We start from the raw sequence: 17,800 nt of genomic DNA on the forward strand, positions 1-17,800 counted from the left end.
GCAGTACCGCCAATCTGGAAGAAGTAGTTTCTGGTGATGCTCACCAGAGCTAAAGCGTTGGGCTGTGTTGTTCGAGGCACAACAAACGATCACTCAACCGTGCGCAAGACACACCGGTTATAGGATCAAGCCTTACGGGCAATTAGTATCAGTTAGCTTAACGCATTACTGCGCTTCCACACCTGACCTATCAACGTCCTGGTCTTGAACGACCCTTCAAGGGGCTCGAAGCCCCGGGGATATCTCATCTTAAGGCGAGTTTCCCGCTTAGATGCTTTCAGCGGTTATCTCTTCCGAACATAGCTACCCGGCGATGCCACTGGCGTGACAACCGGTACACCAGAGGTTCGTCCACTCCGGTCCTCTCGTACTAGGAGCAGCCCCCTTCAAATATCCAGCGCCCACGGCAGATAGGGACCAAACTGTCTCACGACGTTTTAAACCCAGCTCACGTACCTCTTTAAATGGCGAACAGCCATACCCTTGGGACCGGCTACAGCCCCAGGATGAGATGAGCCGACATCGAGGTGCCAAACACCGCCGTCGATATGAACTCTTGGGCGGTATCAGCCTGTTATCCCCAGAGTACCTTTTATCCGTTGAGCGATGGCCCTTCCATACAGAACCACCGGATCACTATGACCTGCTTTCGCACCTGCTCGACTTGTCGGTCTCGCAGTTAAGCACGCTTATGCCATTGCACTATCAGCACGATTTCCGACCGTACCTAGCGTACCTTCGTACTCCTCCGTTACACTTTGGGAGGAGACCGCCCCAGTCAAACTGCCTACCATGCACTGTCCCCGATCCGGATTACGGACCAAGGTTAGAACCTCAAACAAACCAGGGTGGTATTTCAAGGGCGGCTCCACGCAGACTGGCGTCCACGCTTCAAAGCCTCCCACCTATCCTACACAGACCGGTTCAAAGTCCAATGCAAAGCTACAGTAAAGGTTCATGGGGTCTTTCCGTCTAGCCGCGGGGAGATTGCATCATCACAAACACTTCAACTTCGCTGAGTCTCGGGAGGAGACAGTGTGGCCATCGTTACGCCATTCGTGCAGGTCGGAACTTACCCGACAAGGAATTTCGCTACCTTAGGACCGTTATAGTTACGGCCGCCGTTTACCGGGACTTCAATCAAGAGCTTGCACCCCATCATTTAATCTTCCGGCACCGGGCAGGCGTCACACCCTATACGTCCACTTTCGTGTTTGCAGAGTGCTGTGTTTTTATTAAACAGTCGCAGCCACCAGTTTATTGCAACCCCTTCACCCTTCTGGCGCAGGCCAGTCAAGCTACAGGGGCGTACCTTATCCCGAAGTTACGGTACCAATTTGCCGAGTTCCTTCTCCCGAGTTCTCTCAAGCGCCTTAGAATACTCATCTCGCCCACCTGTGTCGGTTTGCGGTACGGTCTTGTTAAACTGAAGCTTAGAGGCTTTTCTTGGAACCACTTCCAGTTGCTTCACCGCCTAAGCGGCTCGTCCCATGCCCTTGAATTGCGCACCCGGATTTGCCTGAGTGCCTTCTCCAACACAGAAACCGGGACTTCCAACACCCGGACAACCTTCCGCGATCCGTCCCCCCATCGCATTTAACAATGGTGCAGGAATATTAACCTGCTTCCCATCAGCTACGCATTTCTGCCTCGCCTTAGGGGCCGACTCACCCTACGCCGATGAACGTTGCGTAGGAAACCTTGGGCTTACGGCGAGGGGGCCTTTCACCCCCTTTATCGCTACTCATGTCAGCATTCGCACTTCCGATACCTCCAGCGCACTTTTCAATGCACCTTCGCAGGCTTACGGAACGCTCTCCTACCATGCACATAAATGTGCATCCGCAGCTTCGGTATATTGCTTAGCCCCGTTACATCTTCCGCGCAGGACGACTCGATCAGTGAGCTATTACGCTTTCTTTAAAGGATGGCTGCTTCTAAGCCAACCTCCTGACTGTTTTAGCCTTCCCACTTCGTTTCCCACTTAGCAATATTTGGGGACCTTAGCTGGCGGTCTGGGTTGTTTCCCTCTTGACACCGGACGTTAGCACCCGATGTCTGTCTCCCGTGATTGCACTCTTCGGTATTCGGAGTTTGCTATGGCGTAGTAATCCGCAATGGACCCCACAACCATGACAGTGCTCTACCCCCGAAGGTGATACACGAGGCACTACCTAAATAGTTTTCGGAGAGAACCAGCTATTTCCAGGTTTGTTTAGCCTTTCACCCCTATCCACAGCTCATCCCCTAACTTTTCAACGTTAGTGGGTTCGGACCTCCAGTACGTGTTACCGCACCTTCATCCTGGCCATGGATAGATCACCTGGTTTCGGGTCTACACCCAGCGACTGAATCGCCCTGTTCGGACTCGCTTTCGCTACGCCTGCCCTAATCGGTTAAGCTTGCCACTGAATGTAAGTCGCTGACCCATTATACAAAAGGTACGCCGTCACCCTCTTTCAAAGGCTCCGACTGTTTGTATGCATGCGGTTTCAGGATCTATTTCACTCCCCTCCCGGGGTTCTTTTCGCCTTTCCCTCACGGTACTGGTTCACTATCGGTCGATCACGAGTATTTAGCCTTGGAGGATGGTCCCCCCATCTTCAGACAGGATTTCACGTGTCCCGCCCTACTTTCCGTACACCTAGTTCTTCCTCGCTGTTTTCGTCTACAGGGCTATCACCTGCTATGGCCGCACTTTCCAGAGCGTTCGACTAACAATGAAGATAAAGAGTACAGGCTGGTCCCATTTCGCTCGCCACTACTCTGGGAATCTCGGTTGATTTCTTTTCCTGCGGTTACTTAGATGTTTCAGTTCACCGCGTTCGCTTCACGTAGCCTATGTATTCAGCTACGGATACTCCATACGGAGTGGGTTTCCCCATTCGGATATCGGTGGATCAAAGCTCGTTTGCCAGCTCCCCACCGCTTTTCGCAGGCTACCGCGTCCTTCATCGCCTGTGATCGCCAAGGCATCCACCACATGCACTTGTTCGCTTGACCCTATAACGAGTGTGTCTCGCCACCCCTGTGTTGCCACAGCAGCAGTTCAACAGTCGCTACAGGTTGAGTATTCGTGTTGCGCCGTATTCCAAAAGCGATCTTTCGATCTCTCTTTTCATACATTGATACAATCACAACCCTGATTCACCTACTCACACACCCATCTCTAGATGTCCTTTCGTGAATCTCTTTACTACTTCTTCCTGATTGTTAAAGAACGACAGCCGATATCGCGGTTGCTATAACCGCGTATCACTCTGACTGGCTCAATCGCCAATGCACAACGCTCTGCTTCTCACAGCAACGCTACGCATTGAGGATTGGTGGAGGATGACGGGATCGAACCGACGACCCCCTGCTTGCAAAGCAGGTGCTCTCCCAGCTGAGCTAATCCCCCAGTCATACACAGATATCGCTATCTGTACGGATACCCCAGGGGTTGATCAATTAGCGCAGCCACCGCAGAAACAGTGGTGGGTCTGGATGGATTCGAACCATCGACCCCCGCCTTATCAAGACGGTGCTCTAACCAACTGAGCTACAGACCCCTGAGTCTGTCCATTTTCACAGCCGATAAGCGTGAGCGCTCAACGTTCGACACGTCTAGCTCGAGAAAGGAGGTGATCCAGCCGCACCTTCCGATACGGCTACCTTGTTACGACTTCACCCCAGTCATGAATCCTACCGTGGTGACCGTCCTCCTTGCGGTTAGACTAGCCACTTCTGGTAAAACCCACTCCCATGGTGTGACGGGCGGTGTGTACAAGACCCGGGAACGTATTCACCGCGGCATGCTGATCCGCGATTACTAGCGATTCCAGCTTCACGCACTCGAGTTGCAGAGTGCGATCCGGACTACGATCGGTTTTCTGGGATTGGCTCCCCCTCGCGGGTTGGCGACCCTCTGTTCCGACCATTGTATGACGTGTGAAGCCCTACCCATAAGGGCCATGAGGACTTGACGTCATCCCCACCTTCCTCCGGTTTGTCACCGGCAGTCTCCCTAGAGTGCTCTTGCGTAGCAACTAGGGACAAGGGTTGCGCTCGTTGCGGGACTTAACCCAACATCTCACGACACGAGCTGACGACAGCCATGCAGCACCTGTGTTATGGCTCCCTTTCGGGCACATCCACCTCTCAGCAGACTTCCATACATGTCAAGGGTAGGTAAGGTTTTTCGCGTTGCATCGAATTAATCCACATCATCCACCGCTTGTGCGGGTCCCCGTCAATTCCTTTGAGTTTTAATCTTGCGACCGTACTCCCCAGGCGGTCAACTTCACGCGTTAGCTACGTTACCAAGTCAATGAAGACCCGACAACTAGTTGACATCGTTTAGGGCGTGGACTACCAGGGTATCTAATCCTGTTTGCTCCCCACGCTTTCGTGCATGAGCGTCAGTATTGGCCCAGGGGGCTGCCTTCGCCATCGGTATTCCTCCACATCTCTACGCATTTCACTGCTACACGTGGAATTCTACCCCCCTCTGCCATACTCTAGCCCGCCAGTCACAAATGCAGTTCCCAGGTTAAGCCCGGGGATTTCACATCTGTCTTAGCGAACCGCCTGCGCACGCTTTACGCCCAGTAATTCCGATTAACGCTTGCACCCTACGTATTACCGCGGCTGCTGGCACGTAGTTAGCCGGTGCTTATTCTTCCGGTACCGTCATCCCCCCCAGGTATTAACCAGGAGGTTTTCTTTCCGGACAAAAGTGCTTTACAACCCGAAGGCCTTCTTCACACACGCGGCATTGCTGGATCAGGGTTTCCCCCATTGTCCAAAATTCCCCACTGCTGCCTCCCGTAGGAGTCTGGGCCGTGTCTCAGTCCCAGTGTGGCTGGTCGTCCTCTCAGACCAGCTACAGATCGTCGCCTTGGTAGGCCTTTACCCCACCAACTAGCTAATCTGCCATCGGCCGCCCCTGCAGCGCGAGGTCCCGAAGGAGCCCCCGCTTTCATCCGCAGATCGTATGCGGTATTAATCCGGCTTTCGCCGGGCTATCCCCCACTACAGGACACGTTCCGATGTATTACTCACCCGTTCGCCACTCGCCACCAGGGTTGCCCCCGTGCTGCCGTTCGACTTGCATGTGTAAGGCATGCCGCCAGCGTTCAATCTGAGCCAGGATCAAACTCTTCAGTTCAAACCTGTTACTGTTTTTCGGTCTCTTCCGAGACCGGTCGCTCACTCAACGTACTGACGAATGATCCAACCATCTTGCGACAGTCAAACCTTCCTTTCATTACTGTGTGAGACTTGATACTTTCGCTTGTTCGGCAGATCCCGAAGGATCCACCGCGCGTCGCGCATCAAGCGCCCACACTTATCGGCTGTTAATTTTTAAAGATCGAGTCCGCATTCACTACCGAACCGGCACCGCACTTCAACTACCCGGCACCGCTTCGTTCTGCGTCGCTGCATCAGCAGCAGAGAAACGAGATTATGAAGAACTTTCGCTACGTCGTCAACAGGTTTTTCCAACTTTCTGAACCTGCCCACTTCGCTGAAAGCCTTGCCACTGCTGGCTCTCCCGCCTCCCGTGCCCCGTTGTCCGAAGCACGAAAGAGCGAGATTCTAGCGAGCCACACTCCGCCTTGCAAGCGTTATTTTGAAAAGCGTATTAACGATGCTTGAAAACCGGTTTGCGCTTCTCTACGAACGCGGCCATACCCTCCTTCTGATCTTCGGTAGCGAAGAGCGAATGGAAGAGGCGGCGCTCAAAATGCACGCCTTCCGCGAGCGTCGTTTCATAGGCGCGGTTGACAGATTCCTTCACCATCATCACGGCCGGCAACGGGAATTCAGCGATCGTCGCAGCCGCTGCTATCGCCTCGTCGACCAGAGAAGCAGCCGGAATCACACGCGATACCAATCCGGCGCGCTCGGCTTCGGCGGCATCCATGAATCGCGCAGTCAGGCAGAGGTCCATCGCCTTCGCCTTGGAGACGGCGCGCGGCAAGCGCTGCGTACCACCGGCGCCCGGCATGATGCCGAGCTTGATTTCCGGCTGGCCGAACTTTGCCGTGTCGGCGGCAAAAATGATGTCGCACATCATCGCCAACTCGCAGCCGCCGCCAAGCGCAAAACCGGCCACCGCCGCAATAATCGGCTTACGAATGGAGCGAACGGTTTCCCAGTTGCGGGTGATGTAATCACCCTTGTAGACATCCATATAGGTATAGGTGGACATCATGCCGATGTCGGCACCGGCCGCGAACGCCTTTTCGCTGCCCGTGACCACGATCGCGCCAATCGCGTCGTCAGCATCGAACTCGCGCAACGCCGCCCCCAGTTCGTCCATCAATGCGTCGTTCAGAGCGTTCAATGCCTTCGGGCGATTCAACGTGACCAAGCCGACCCGTCCCCGCGTCTCAACCAGAATGTTCTCGTAAGCCATGCCGCCTCCTAAGGGTAGAAAAATCGCGCGCGAAAACACTTCGCGCGGCCATCTTAATAATGCTACCATTCACCAACCAACCGGTCGGTCAATTATTCGACAGGCTTTTCCCAACGTACAGCCAAGCCCCTCTGCCATGACACATCCGCTATTCACCAAGCACGAAGACACGCTGCAAAAGGCACTCACCGCGGTTGAAACGCGCGGCTACTGGAGCCCGTTCGTCGAAATGCCCAGTCCGAAAGTGTACGGGGAAACGGCTAACGCGGACGGCGAAGCCGCATTCAAAGCGCATCTCAACGCGACGTTCCAACTGGACCAACCCTCGACGGGCGAAACCGTCGGCGCCGAAGTCTCACCGTTCGGATTCCCGCTCGGCGTGCGCTACCCGAAGGCCGACCCCGCCGCCCTGATCGCGGCGGCCACCGCAGCCCAACGCGACTGGCGCGCGGCAGGCCCGCAGGCATGGATCGGCGTATGCCTCGAAATCCTTGCGCGCGTGAATCGCGCCAGCTTCGAAATCGGCTACAGCGTGATGCACACGACCGGCCAGGCATTCATGATGGCCTTCCAGGCCGGCGGCCCGCACGCACAAGACCGCGCGCTCGAAGCCGTCGTGTATGCGTGGGACCAACTGCGCCGCATTCCCGGCGACGCCCATTGGGAAAAGCCGCAAGGCAAGAATCCGCCGCTCGCCATGCACAAGCGTTATACCGTTGTGCCGCGTGGCACCGGCCTCGTGCTAGGCTGCTGCACCTTCCCGACGTGGAACGGCTATCCAGGCCTTTTCGCCGATCTGGCCACGGGCAACACGGTCATCGTCAAGCCGCATCCGGGCGCAATTCTGCCGCTCGCGCTGACCGTACGAATCGCGCGTGACGTTTTGCGCGAAGCGGGTTTCGATCCGAACGTCGTCACCTTGCTGGCTACCGAACCGAACGACGGCGCACTCGTCCAGGACTTGGCGCTGCGCCCGGAAATCAAACTCATCGACTTCACCGGCAGCACGCAAAACGGCACGTGGCTCGAGCGCAACGCGCACCAGGCACAGGTCTACACCGAAAAAGCCGGCGTCAACCAGATCGTGATCGACTCCGCCGACGACATCAAAGCCGTTGCCCGCAACATCGCCTTCTCGCTCGCGCTGTACTCGGGCCAGATGTGCACCGCGCCGCAAAACATCTACGTGCCGCGCGGCGGTATCCGCACTTCGGACGGCACGCTCGGTTTTGATGAAGTCGCCCAAGCCATTGCCGGCGCTGTGCAAAAACTCGTCGCCGACCCGGCTCGCGCTGTCGAGCTACTCGGCGCGATTCAGAACGAAGGCGTGACCCAGCGCATCGACGAAGCCGCAAAACTCGGCCGCGTTCTCGTCGAGAGCCTGACGCTCGAACATCCCGCTTTCGCCGGCGCCCGCGTGCGCACGCCGCTCGTGCTCCAACTGGATGCCGCCACCGACCAGGCGCAGTTCACCAAAGAATGGTTCGGGCCGATCTCGTTCGTGATCGCGACAGACTCGACTGCACAGTCGCTCGATCTCGCCGGTGCAATCGCCGCCGAACATGGTGCGCTGACGATGTCGGTATACAGCACGGACGAAGCGGTGCTCGAAGAGGCGCACGAAGCATCGATCCGCGGTGGCGTGGCCTTGTCGATCAATCTGACCGGCGGCGTGTTCGTCAATCAGTCGGCAGCCTTTTCCGACTTCCACGGCACGGGCGCGAACCCGGCGGCCAATGCCGCGCTGGCTGACGCAGCCTTCGTCGCGAATCGCTTCCGCGTAGTTCAAAGCCGCGTTCATGTTGAACCCAAGGCGGCGCCGGCGGTAGCTGGCTGAATGGCATAAGACAAAAGCACGGCTTTCGTCCTATGCCGTTTGGCCGAATGGACCGGGCTGTGCACCCCAACTAACATGAGACATCGGATCGGCACCTCACGCCGATCCGTCCCAGCAGGAATCCATATGAACGACGCCTTCATTTGCGATGCGATTCGCACTCCAATCGGCCGCTACGGCGGCGCACTAAAGGATGTCCGCGCCGACGATCTCGGCGCGGTGCCGATCAGGGCGTTGATCGAACGCAATCCCGGCGTTGACTGGCGCGCTGTGGACGATGTCATTTATGGCTGCGCGAACCAGGCCGGCGAAGACAACCGCAACGTCGCCCGTATGTCGGCGTTACTGGCCGGCTTGCCCACCGAGGCGCCCGGCGCAACCATCAACCGCTTGTGCGGCTCGGGTATGGACGCGGTCGGCACCGCGGCGCGCGCTATTAAGGCGGGCGAAGCACGCCTGATGATCGCCGGCGGTGTCGAAAGCATGACACGTGCGCCGTTCGTCATGGGCAAGGCGACTAGCGCGTTCGCGCGCCAGGCCGACATTTACGACACGACCATCGGCTGGCGCTTTATCAATCCGCTGATGAAACGCCAGTACGGCGTCGATTCGATGCCCGAGACCGCGGAAAACGTCGCCGTCGAATTCAGCGTGAGCCGCGCGGATCAGGACGCGTTCGCGCTGGCTAGCCAGCAAAAGGCGGCTCGTGCCCAGCAGGATGGCACGTTGGCTCAGGAAATCGTCGGCGTCGAAATCGCGCAGAAGAAAGGCGATCCCGTACGCGTGCTGCTCGACGAACACCCGCGCGAAACTTCGCTCGAAAGTTTGGGCAAGCTCAAGGGCGTGGTTCGTCCGGACGGCAGCGTGACCGCCGGCAATGCGTCGGGCGTGAACGACGGCGCATGCGCGCTGTTGCTCGCGAACCAGCAAGCCGCCGATCAATACGGACTGCGCCGCCGCGCCCGCGTGGTGGGCATGGCAACGGCGGGCGTCGAGCCGCGCATCATGGGTATCGGTCCGGCGCCGGCCACGCAAAAGCTGTTAAAGCAACTCGGTATGACGCTCGAACAACTCGACGTGATCGAGTTGAACGAAGCCTTCGCATCGCAAGGCCTGGCCGTTCTGCGCACGCTCGGTCTCCGCGACAACGACCCGCGCGTCAATCCGAACGGCGGAGCCATTGCGCTCGGTCATCCGCTGGGCGCTTCGGGCGCCCGTCTGATCACGACCGCGCTGTACCAGTTGGAGCGGACCAACGGCCGCTTTGCGCTTTGCACGATGTGCATTGGCGTAGGCCAAGGCATCGCACTGGTCATCGAGCGGATCTGACGGCAGTCAGCGCCGCAGCGCCCATCGGTCAAAGAGACTTTGAGGAGACACCCAATGTCATATGAAGCGATTCGCCTGGACATCGACGCATCGAGCCATGTCGCAACCATCACACTGAACCGGCCGGACAAACTGAACAGCTTCACGCGCGCGATGCATCAGGAGCTGAGCGCCGCGCTCAATCAGGTCGAAACGTCGGGCGCCCGTGCGCTCGTACTCACTGGCGCAGGCCGCGGCTTTTGCGCCGGCCAGGACCTCGCCGACCTCGACTTCACACCAGGCGCCATGACCGATCTGGGTGAACTGATCGAGCAACATTTCAACCCGCTGATTCGCCGCCTGCAAGCATTGCCGCTGCCCGTCATCGCCGCAGTGAACGGCACGGCCGCCGGCGCCGGCGCCAATCTCGCGCTTGGGTGCGACATCGTGCTCGCGGCTCGCTCCGCCAGCTTCATTCAGGCGTTCGTGAAGATCGGTCTAGTGCCCGACTCGGGCGGCACATGGTTCCTACCACAGCGTGTCGGCATGGCTCGCGCGTTAGGACTCGCCGTCACCGGCGACAAACTCAGTGCGGATAAAGCCGAAAGCTGGGGCTTGATCTGGCAAGCAGTCGACGACGCGGAGCTCGCCACCGCCGCGGCGAAACTCGCGGCTCAACTCGCGCAGCAACCTACGCGCGCCATCGCTGCGATCAAGCAGGCCATGCGTGCGGGCGCGACGCAAACGCTCGACCGGCAACTCGATCTCGAACGCGATTTGCAACGCGAACTGGGGGCTTCCCACGACTACGCGGAAGGCGTGCAAGCCTTCGTGGAAAAACGCGCGCCGCGCTTCGAGGGCCGCTGAACATGTCCACGCAAGCCAAACATCCCAATCAGATGACGCCCGACGAACTCGCCCGCGCGACTGCTGCTGCGATGTACGAGAACGACGCGTGCAGCCGCGCGCTCGGCCTCGAAATCGTCGAAGTGCGCCCCGGATACGCGCGCCTGCGCATGGCCGTACGCGACGACTTTCTGAACGGCCATCAGATTTGCCACGGCGGCCTGATTTTCACGCTTGCGGATTCGACGTTCGCATTCGCCTGCAACACGTACAACATCAACACGGTTGCAGCCGGCTGCTCGATCGAGTTCCTGCGGCCTGTGAAAGGCGGCGACGTGTTGACGGCGGAAGCCGTCGAGCAGACGTTGAGCGGCCGAACCGGCATCTACGACATTCGCGTGACGAACCGTGCCGAAGAAACCGTCGCGATGTTCCGCGGCAAATCGGCGCAAATCAAAGGCAATCTGGTTCCCACAGGCGATTGATAACCGCAACCTCGCAGCAAACCCGCGATAACTCTGAGACACCACGCAGCAAACCCATGACAGATTCGCGGCTCAGTGGCGGCTCTTCGCCGCCACGCCGTTAAACAGCAGCCAGCTCCCGGTTTTTTTGCGCGCAAGCGCACGTACATCAGACCCAAGCATTGAGGCAGCAAGGAGACATTCGATGACCACAGCCCTTCCGCTCGATCCGATCGAGACCGCCAGCCGCGACGAACTTGCCGCGCTTCAACTTGAACGGCTTAAATGGTCGTTGAACCACGCTTATGAAAACTCGCCGGTTTATCGGCACAAATTCGATGAAGCCGGTGTACACCCGAGTGAAGTGAAAACCCTCGCGGACCTGGCGCGGTTCCCCTTCACCACCAAGAAGGATCTGCGCGACAGCTACCCGTTCGGGATGTTCGCCGTGCCGCAGGAACAGATTTCACGGATTCACGCGTCGTCCGGTACGACGGGTAAGCCGACCGTGGTGGGCTACACCGCGCGCGATATCGATACGTGGGCGAATCTCGTCGCGCGTTCGATCCGCGCCGCCGGCGCGAAGCGCGGCGACAAGGTTCATATCAGTTACGGCTACGGCCTGTTCACGGGCGGTCTCGGCGCGCACTACGGCGCCGAGCGCGCGGGGCTCACCGTGATCCCGTTCGGCGGCGGCCAGACCGAAAAGCAGGTGCAGCTGATTCAGGACTTCCGGCCGGACATCATTATGGTGACGCCGAGCTACATGCTCTCGATCGCGGACGAACTCGAGCGTCAAGGCGTCGACCCGGCCAATTGCTCGCTGCGCATCGGCATCTTCGGCGCGGAACCGTGGACCAACGACATGCGTCAGGCGATCGAAAAGCGCATGGGCATCGACGCTGTCGACATCTACGGTCTGTCCGAAGTGATGGGTCCGGGCGTGGCGTCGGAGTGCGTGGAAACGAAAGACGGCCCGACCATCTGGGAAGATCACTTCTATCCCGAGATCATCGATCCCGAAACCGGCGAGGTGCTGCCGGATGGCGAGCTCGGCGAACTGGTGTTTACCTCGCTGACTAAAGAGGCGCTGCCGATCGTCCGTTACCGCACGCGTGACCTCACGCGCCTGCTGCCGGGCAGCGCCCGCACCATGCGGCGGATGGAAAAGATCACCGGCCGCTCGGACGACATGATGATCGTGCGCGGCGTGAACGTGTTCCCTACACAGATCGAAGAACTGCTCCTCAAGCAGCGCGCGCTCGCGCCGCACTATCAGATCGTGCTGACCAAGGAAGGGCCGCTTGACGTGTTGACGTTGAACGTCGAGCCTTGCCCGGAATCGGCACCGGATACGGCCGCGTTGAACACGGCCAAGCAGGCGTTGACCTATGACATCAAGGCGCTGATCGGCGTAAGCGCAGTGGTGAACGTGCTGGCTGTGAATGGGATCGAGCGTTCGGTAGGCAAGGCGCGGCGCGTGGTGGACAAGCGCAAGTCGGGGCTGTAACGAACGGCGCTTCGCACGAGGCCAGCGGCACTAAGCAAGCGGCGCGGCATAGCCACGCCGCTTGCGACTCGCACCAACTGAAAGTGGCGCCCTCGTCAGCCGCTCCACCCGGCACCGAAACTTCAAGAATTCGGCAGCAACAACCACATCCGGCCGCCCTGCTTCATCTTGCCGGCCAGATCGCCGGCGTCGTCGCCGAGGCCCCAGAAGTAATCGGCGCGCACACCGCCCTTGATCGCGGAACCCGTGTCCTGCGCGAAGACGAGGCGATTCATCGGCGAATTCGTCAACGGACGCGTCGTCTGTAAGAACACCGGCGTACCGAGTGGAATCGAAGTCGGATCGACCGCGATCGACCGCTCCGGCGTCAACGGCACACCCAGCGCGCCGATCGGGCCGTCCGCGCCACCGCTCGGCACGCTTTCGCCGGACGGCATCTCACGGAAGAACACGAAGCGCGGATTCGTATCGAGCAGCGCGTCGACGCGCGTCGGGTTCGCGCGCGCCCACGCCTTGATGCCCTGCATGGTCGCCTGCGCGGGCGTCACTTCGCCGCGGTCCAGCAGCCAGCGTCCGATCGACTTGTACGGCTGGTTGTTAGTCCCACCAAAGCCGAGACGCATCACGCTGCCGTCTTCCATCACGATGCGCCCGGAGCCCTGCACCTGCAGGAAGAACGCTTCGATCGGATCGTCGACCCACACGAGTTCGTTACCGTCGAGCACACCTGCGCGCTCGAGTTGCGCACGCGCCGGCAGCGGCGCGCCAGCGCGAGAACCCGACGGCCAGCGATAGAGCGCGGTCTGATACACGCCGTGCCGCGTGCGCGAACCACGCAGCAAGGGCTCGTAGTAACCAGTGACTAACCCGTCGAGCGTGCCGTCGGTATTCGCTAACTGGAAAGGCGTGAAATAGGCTTCAAAAAAAGCCCGCGCACTGGTGACGTCGAGGTCGTCGATTTGCGAGGCCGCGGCACAGGCGCGCGCCCAGTTCGGTTGACGTGCGAGCCTCACGCAGTTTTGCCGCAACGCGGCCGTCGCGCCGATCAACGAGTCATCCTGCCAACCCGGCACCTGCTGCCAGGCAACGGCCGTCAGCCGTGCCGCGGCGATCTGTCCGGGTATGATCGCGGCACCCGTGGGTGGCGAAACCGAGGGCCGGACCGCGCCGCCGCCGCCGCAGGACGCCAGCATCACCGCAACCGAAAGCGCTCCGAGCCATGCTCCGGCCGTGCGGACAAAACGCATACAATGTTCGTTCTTGATGGAAACCGCCATGTCTGATCTGTTCGACGAATACCCGATGCTCATCTTCGCCCTGGAATCGCTCCTCGCGCTCTTCCTGCTCGTCTTTATCGTTGTGTGGACGTCGTCCGGCAAGAAGAAAGCGGCGCGCGCCAACGCGAATGAACAGCAAAAGCAGCAAAAACCGCAGTAGAGCTGCGCGTTCAACCGCGCATTGAGCTTCTTAAAGACCGCGGGCCGCGCCCTCGGTTCAATGCAACGTACGCGGCATACGCAGGATGAACTCCGGCACCGGCGCATTGAAACGCTCGCCGTCCTCGGCCACGCAAAAGTACTCTCCGCGCATGGTGCCGACCGGCGTGGCGATCACCGCCCAGCTCGTGTACTCGAAATGCTCGCCCGGCTTGAGCAGCGGCTGATGCCCGACCACACCAAGGCCCTTCACTTCCTGCACGCTCTTGTCGCTGTAGGTGATCACCCAATGACGCGCGATCAATTGCGCGGGCACCTGGCCGGTGTTACGGATAGTCAGCGTATATGCGAATGCATACTGGCGGCGCTCCGGGTCCGACTCTTCGGGCAGATATTGCACCTGCGCCGAGACGCTGAATTCGTACTGGCTCATCCTGATTCCGGTCTGCTGAAACGGGGTGTGAAAAATCGCGAGAAAGCCCGAACGCCAATGGTTTGCGGGCGCATTGGCGATGCGGCGCTGATGGTTTTGGCATTCTGCTTGATGCGCGGCACGCCCGCAACCGGACAAATCCCTTTGGCCAAGGGCCACTAAGGCGTTTTGTCACACTCGCTGCTTGAACGTGAGCGGGACTGGCAGTGTCCGCGAACCGGTCCGTTCGCGCACAAAACGGTAAAATGGCGCTTTCCCGCTTGCCTCCGCCCCCGCCATGACGCAATTCCGCATCGCTCCAAGCATTCTGTCAGCCGACTTCGCCCGCCTCGGTGAAGAAGTCCGCAACGTTGTCGCCGCCGGCGCCGACTGGATTCACTTCGACGTGATGGACAACCATTACGTGCCGAACCTGACCATCGGCCCGCTCGTCTGCGAAGCGATTCGCCCGCACGTCGACGTGCCGATCGACGTGCATCTGATGGTGCGCCCGGTCGACCGCATCGTGCCGGACTTCGCCAAGGCCGGCGCGAATCTGATCAGCTTTCATCCGGAAGGCTCGGACCATATCGACCGCACGCTGTCACTGATCCGCGACCACGGCTGCAAGGCCGGCCTGGTGTTCAATCCGGCCACGTCGCTGAATTATCTGGATCACGTGATGGACAAGGTCGATCTCGTGCTGATCATGTCGGTGAATCCGGGCTTCGGCGGCCAGTCGTTCATTCCGGAAGCGCTCAACAAGCTGCGCGAGGCGCGCAAGCGGATCAATGCCTACAAGGAACGTACCGGCCGCGAGATTCATCTGGAAGTGGACGGCGGCGTGAAGGTCGACAACATCGCCGAAATCGCGGCGGCCGGCGCGGACACCTTCGTGGCCGGTTCGGCAATTTTCGGCCAGCCGGACCACAAGGTCGTGATCGAGAAGATGCGCGCGGCACTCGCCAACATCCAGCACTGAGAACTTGCTCGCAACATGACCACTCCGTTCCCCGCCCCGACTTTCAGCGGCCCGCGCTTGCAAGCCGCGATCATCGACCTCGACGGCACGATGATCGATACCGCTGACGATTTCACCGCCGGCCTGAACGGCATGCTCGCGCAACTCGACGCGGAAGAAACGTCGCGCGAGGAAGTGGTCGGTTATGTCGGCAAGGGTTCGGAGCATCTGATCCGCAGCGTGCTAGCGCCGCGCTTCGAAACGGAGCATGCGCAAGACCGCTTCGACGAAGCGCTCGCGATCTATCAGGAGGAGTACGCGAAGATCAACGGCACGCACACGCGGCTCTATCCGGATGTCGAAGCCGGCTTGATCGCCATGCGCGACGCCGGCCTGAAGCTCGCGTGCGTGACCAATAAGCCGCATCGGTTCGCGTTGGAACTGCTGCAACAGTACGGGCTCGCGCAGTATTTCAGCGTCGTGCTCGGCGGCGACAGTCTGGCGAAAAAGAAGCCGGATCCGCTGCCCATGCTCACCGCGGCGGCGCAACTGGGCGTCGAGCCGCAGGCCACGGTGGCCATCGGCGATTCGGAAAATGATGCACTGGCAGGCCGTGCGGCCGGCATGGCAACGCTCACGGTGCCCTACGGCTACAACCACGGCCAAGCTATACAAACAATAAAATCCGATGGTATAGTTGGCTCGCTGCTCGACGCTGCCAAGGCGATCGCAGCGCACCATTCAACGATTTGAAAGTCCTTCATCCTCATGTTTCTGAATAAAAAACGGAGTCTGATTAGCATCGACCGGGGAGCTTGGCCCTGGCGTCGCTGGTCGCGCTAACCTCGCCTGAGGTACGCTGAAGCTCGTCTTCGGCAACCGTTTTTTACTTCGCTGCGCTCACGCGTTTTTTCCATCATCTTGTTTCGCTGCATCGGTTGATTCGGCCTGCATGTACCCGCAAAGTACATCTGTGCGCTGAAATCTCTTGCACGCGTCGATGGGAAACTCGCGCCGGTCGGTATCATCGTGTCGACACGTCGAACGAACGCCAGACCGGCCGCGCAATGACCCGCTTTGTCCGACGCACGCTGCCGCCGGACCACCGTACAGGATCGGAACATGACCGAACTCGAATTCCAGTCCCTCGCCAATGAGGGTTTCAACCGCATTCCGCTGATCGCCGAAGCGCTCGCCGACCTCGAAACGCCGCTCTCGCTGTACCTGAAGCTCGCGCAGAGCGAGCGCAACGGCGCCAACTCGTTCCTGCTGGAATCGGTGGTGGGCGGCGAACGGTTCGGCCGTTATTCGTTCATCGGCCTGCCGGCGCGCACGTTGCTGCGCACCCGCAACGGTGTGTCGGAAGTGGTGCGCGACGGCAAGGTCGTCGAGACGCACGAGGGCGATCCGCTCGAATTCATCCAGCAATTCCAGGGCCGCTTCAAAGTGGCGCAGCGCCCCGGCTTGCCGCGTTTCGCGGGCGGTCTGGCCGGTTATTTCGGCTACGATGCGGTGCGCTACATCGAGAAGAAGCTTGCGCACACGGCGCCCAAAGACGATCTGAATCTGCCCGACATCCAGTTGCTGCTGACTGAGGAAGTCGCGGTGATCGACAACCTCGCGGGCAAGCTCTACCTCGTGGTCTACGCCGACCCAACGCAGCCCGAGGCCTACACGAAAGCCAAACAGCGTCTGCGCGAACTGCGCCAGCGCCTGCGCACGACCGTGCAGCCGCCGGTCACGTCGGCGAGCGTGCGCACCGAGACCTACCGCGAGTTTGCCAAAGACGATTACCTGGCGGCCGTGCGCAAGGCGAAGGAATACATCGCCGCCGGCGAGCTGATGCAGGTACAGGTCGGTCAGCGCCTGATCAAGCCGTACCGCGACAATCCGCTCTCGCTGTACCGCGCGCTGCGCTCGCTGAATCCGTCGCCGTATATGTATTACTACAACTTCGGCGACTTCCACGTCGTTGGTGCATCGCCGGAAATTCTGGTGCGTCAGGAAAAGCGCGGCGAGGATCGCATCGTCACGATCCGGCCGCTCGCCGGCACGCGGCCGCGCGGCAATACGCCGGAACGCGACGCGGAACTCGCCACCGAACTGCTGAACGACCCGAAGGAAGTCGCCGAGCACGTCATGCTGATCGACCTCGCACGTAACGACGTGGGCCGCATCGCGCAGATCGGCTCGGTGGTCGTCACCGACAAGATGGTGATCGAAAAGTACTCGCATGTGCAGCACATCGTGAGTTCGGTCGAAGGCAAGCTGAAGCCCGGCACCACCAATTTCGACGTGCTGCGCGCCACCTTCCCGGCCGGCACGCTGTCGGGCGCGCCGAAGGTCCGCGCGATGGAACTGATCGACGAACTGGAACTCGTAAAGCGCGGCCTTTACGGCGGTGCGGTCGGCTACCTGTCGTTCACCGGCGAAATGGATCTGGCCATCACGATCCGCACCGGCGTGATCGCGAACGGCAATCTGTATGTGCAGGCGGCAGCGGGCGTAGTCGCGGATTCGGTGCCGGAATCCGAATGGCAAGAGACCGAGAACAAGGCGCGCGCCGTGTTGCGCGCCGCCGAACAGGTTCAAGACGGCCTCGATAGCGACTTCTGACCGGAGA

General features: G+C 59.8%; 12 protein-coding genes, 2 tRNA genes and 2 rRNA genes. 9 read left to right on the forward strand and 7 right to left on the reverse strand.

Features of this window, described 5'->3' with window-relative positions; genetic code table 11:
* Window positions 1–121: 121 nt before the first annotated feature.
* The 5 genes from HF916_RS46645 to HF916_RS46665 form a co-directional block, all read right to left on the reverse strand.
* Window positions 122–3,003: ribosomal RNA gene (locus HF916_RS46645) — 23S ribosomal RNA — on the reverse strand.
* A gap of 321 nt (window positions 3,004–3,324) precedes the next feature.
* Window positions 3,325–3,400 (reverse strand) — tRNA-Ala (locus HF916_RS46650).
* A 74-nt stretch (window positions 3,401–3,474) separates the two neighbouring features.
* A tRNA-Ile gene (locus HF916_RS46655) sits at window positions 3,475–3,551 on the reverse strand.
* 65 nt (window positions 3,552–3,616) lie between these two features.
* Window positions 3,617–5,149, reverse strand: a 16S ribosomal RNA gene (locus HF916_RS46660).
* Together the 16S and 23S rRNA genes with 2 tRNA genes alongside form the textbook arrangement of a ribosomal RNA operon.
* A 477-nt stretch (window positions 5,150–5,626) precedes the next feature.
* Window positions 5,627–6,403, reverse strand: coding sequence for an enoyl-CoA hydratase (locus tag HF916_RS46665; protein WP_168795322.1), 777 nt, complete (start codon window positions 6,401–6,403; stop codon window positions 5,627–5,629).
* Window positions 6,404–6,539: 136 nt separating this feature from the next.
* On the opposite strand from HF916_RS46665, the gene paaN reads away from it, so the two are divergent.
* The 5 genes from paaN (at window position 6,540) to paaK (ending at window position 12,368) form a co-directional block, all read left to right on the forward strand.
* Window positions 6,540–8,240 carry a phenylacetic acid degradation protein PaaN gene (paaN, locus tag HF916_RS46670; protein ID WP_168795323.1) on the forward strand — a complete coding sequence of 567 codons (1,701 nt, stop codon included), beginning with the start codon at window positions 6,540–6,542 and terminating at the stop codon, window positions 8,238–8,240.
* A 126-nt stretch (window positions 8,241–8,366) separates the two neighbouring features.
* Window positions 8,367–9,569 carry a 3-oxoadipyl-CoA thiolase gene (gene pcaF / locus HF916_RS46675; RefSeq protein ID WP_168795324.1) on the forward strand — a complete coding sequence of 401 codons (1,203 nt, stop codon included), beginning with the start codon at window positions 8,367–8,369 and terminating at the stop codon, window positions 9,567–9,569.
* 54 nt (window positions 9,570–9,623) lie between these two features.
* The gene (paaG, locus tag HF916_RS46680; RefSeq protein WP_168795325.1) at window positions 9,624–10,415 is read left to right on the forward strand and encodes a 2-(1,2-epoxy-1,2-dihydrophenyl)acetyl-CoA isomerase PaaG; all 792 of its coding nucleotides are present in this window, start codon (window positions 9,624–9,626) and stop codon (window positions 10,413–10,415) included.
* A 2-nt stretch (window positions 10,416–10,417) separates the two neighbouring features.
* Window positions 10,418–10,879 carry a hydroxyphenylacetyl-CoA thioesterase PaaI gene (gene paaI, locus HF916_RS46685; RefSeq protein ID WP_168795326.1) on the forward strand — a complete coding sequence of 154 codons (462 nt, stop codon included), beginning with the start codon at window positions 10,418–10,420 and terminating at the stop codon, window positions 10,877–10,879.
* 184 nt (window positions 10,880–11,063) lie between these two features.
* A complete protein-coding gene (gene paaK, locus HF916_RS46690) occupies window positions 11,064–12,368 on the forward strand; it encodes a phenylacetate--CoA ligase PaaK (RefSeq protein ID WP_168795327.1) in 1,305 nt (434 codons plus the stop codon).
* Between the two features lie 122 nt (window positions 12,369–12,490).
* On the opposite strand, the gene mltA is transcribed toward paaK, so the two are convergent.
* The gene (gene mltA / locus HF916_RS46695) at window positions 12,491–13,615 is read right to left on the reverse strand and encodes a murein transglycosylase A (RefSeq protein ID WP_168795328.1); all 1,125 of its coding nucleotides are present in this window, start codon (window positions 13,613–13,615) and stop codon (window positions 12,491–12,493) included.
* Window positions 13,616–13,631: 16 nt separating this feature from the next.
* Here mltA and HF916_RS51315 point away from each other — a divergent pair, with 16 nt between their 5' ends.
* The gene (locus HF916_RS51315; RefSeq protein ID WP_240975885.1) at window positions 13,632–13,805 is read left to right on the forward strand and encodes a hypothetical protein; all 174 of its coding nucleotides are present in this window, start codon (window positions 13,632–13,634) and stop codon (window positions 13,803–13,805) included.
* Window positions 13,806–13,862: 57 nt separating this feature from the next.
* Here HF916_RS51315 and apaG read toward each other — a convergent pair whose 3' ends face one another.
* Complete coding sequence (apaG, locus tag HF916_RS46705) at window positions 13,863–14,237, reverse strand: Co2+/Mg2+ efflux protein ApaG (protein ID WP_168795330.1); 375 nt, start codon at window positions 14,235–14,237, stop codon at window positions 13,863–13,865.
* Between the two features lie 277 nt (window positions 14,238–14,514).
* On the opposite strand from apaG, the gene rpe reads away from it, so the two are divergent.
* From rpe to trpE, 3 genes are all read left to right on the forward strand, one after another.
* Entirely contained in the window at window positions 14,515–15,198 is a 684-nt protein-coding gene (rpe, locus tag HF916_RS46710; RefSeq protein WP_168795331.1) for a ribulose-phosphate 3-epimerase, read from the forward strand.
* A 15-nt stretch (window positions 15,199–15,213) separates the two neighbouring features.
* Window positions 15,214–15,930, forward strand: a complete 717-nt coding sequence (locus tag HF916_RS46715; RefSeq protein WP_168795332.1) for a phosphoglycolate phosphatase — start codon at window positions 15,214–15,216, stop codon at window positions 15,928–15,930.
* Between the two features lie 369 nt (window positions 15,931–16,299).
* A complete protein-coding gene (gene trpE, locus HF916_RS46720) occupies window positions 16,300–17,793 on the forward strand; it encodes an anthranilate synthase component I (protein WP_168795333.1) in 1,494 nt (497 codons plus the stop codon).
* Window positions 17,794–17,800 lie beyond the last annotated feature (7 nt).

Origin of the sequence: Paraburkholderia aromaticivorans, from assembly GCF_012689525.1 — a bacterium.
GTDB lineage: Bacteria > Pseudomonadota > Gammaproteobacteria > Burkholderiales > Burkholderiaceae > Paraburkholderia > Paraburkholderia aromaticivorans_A.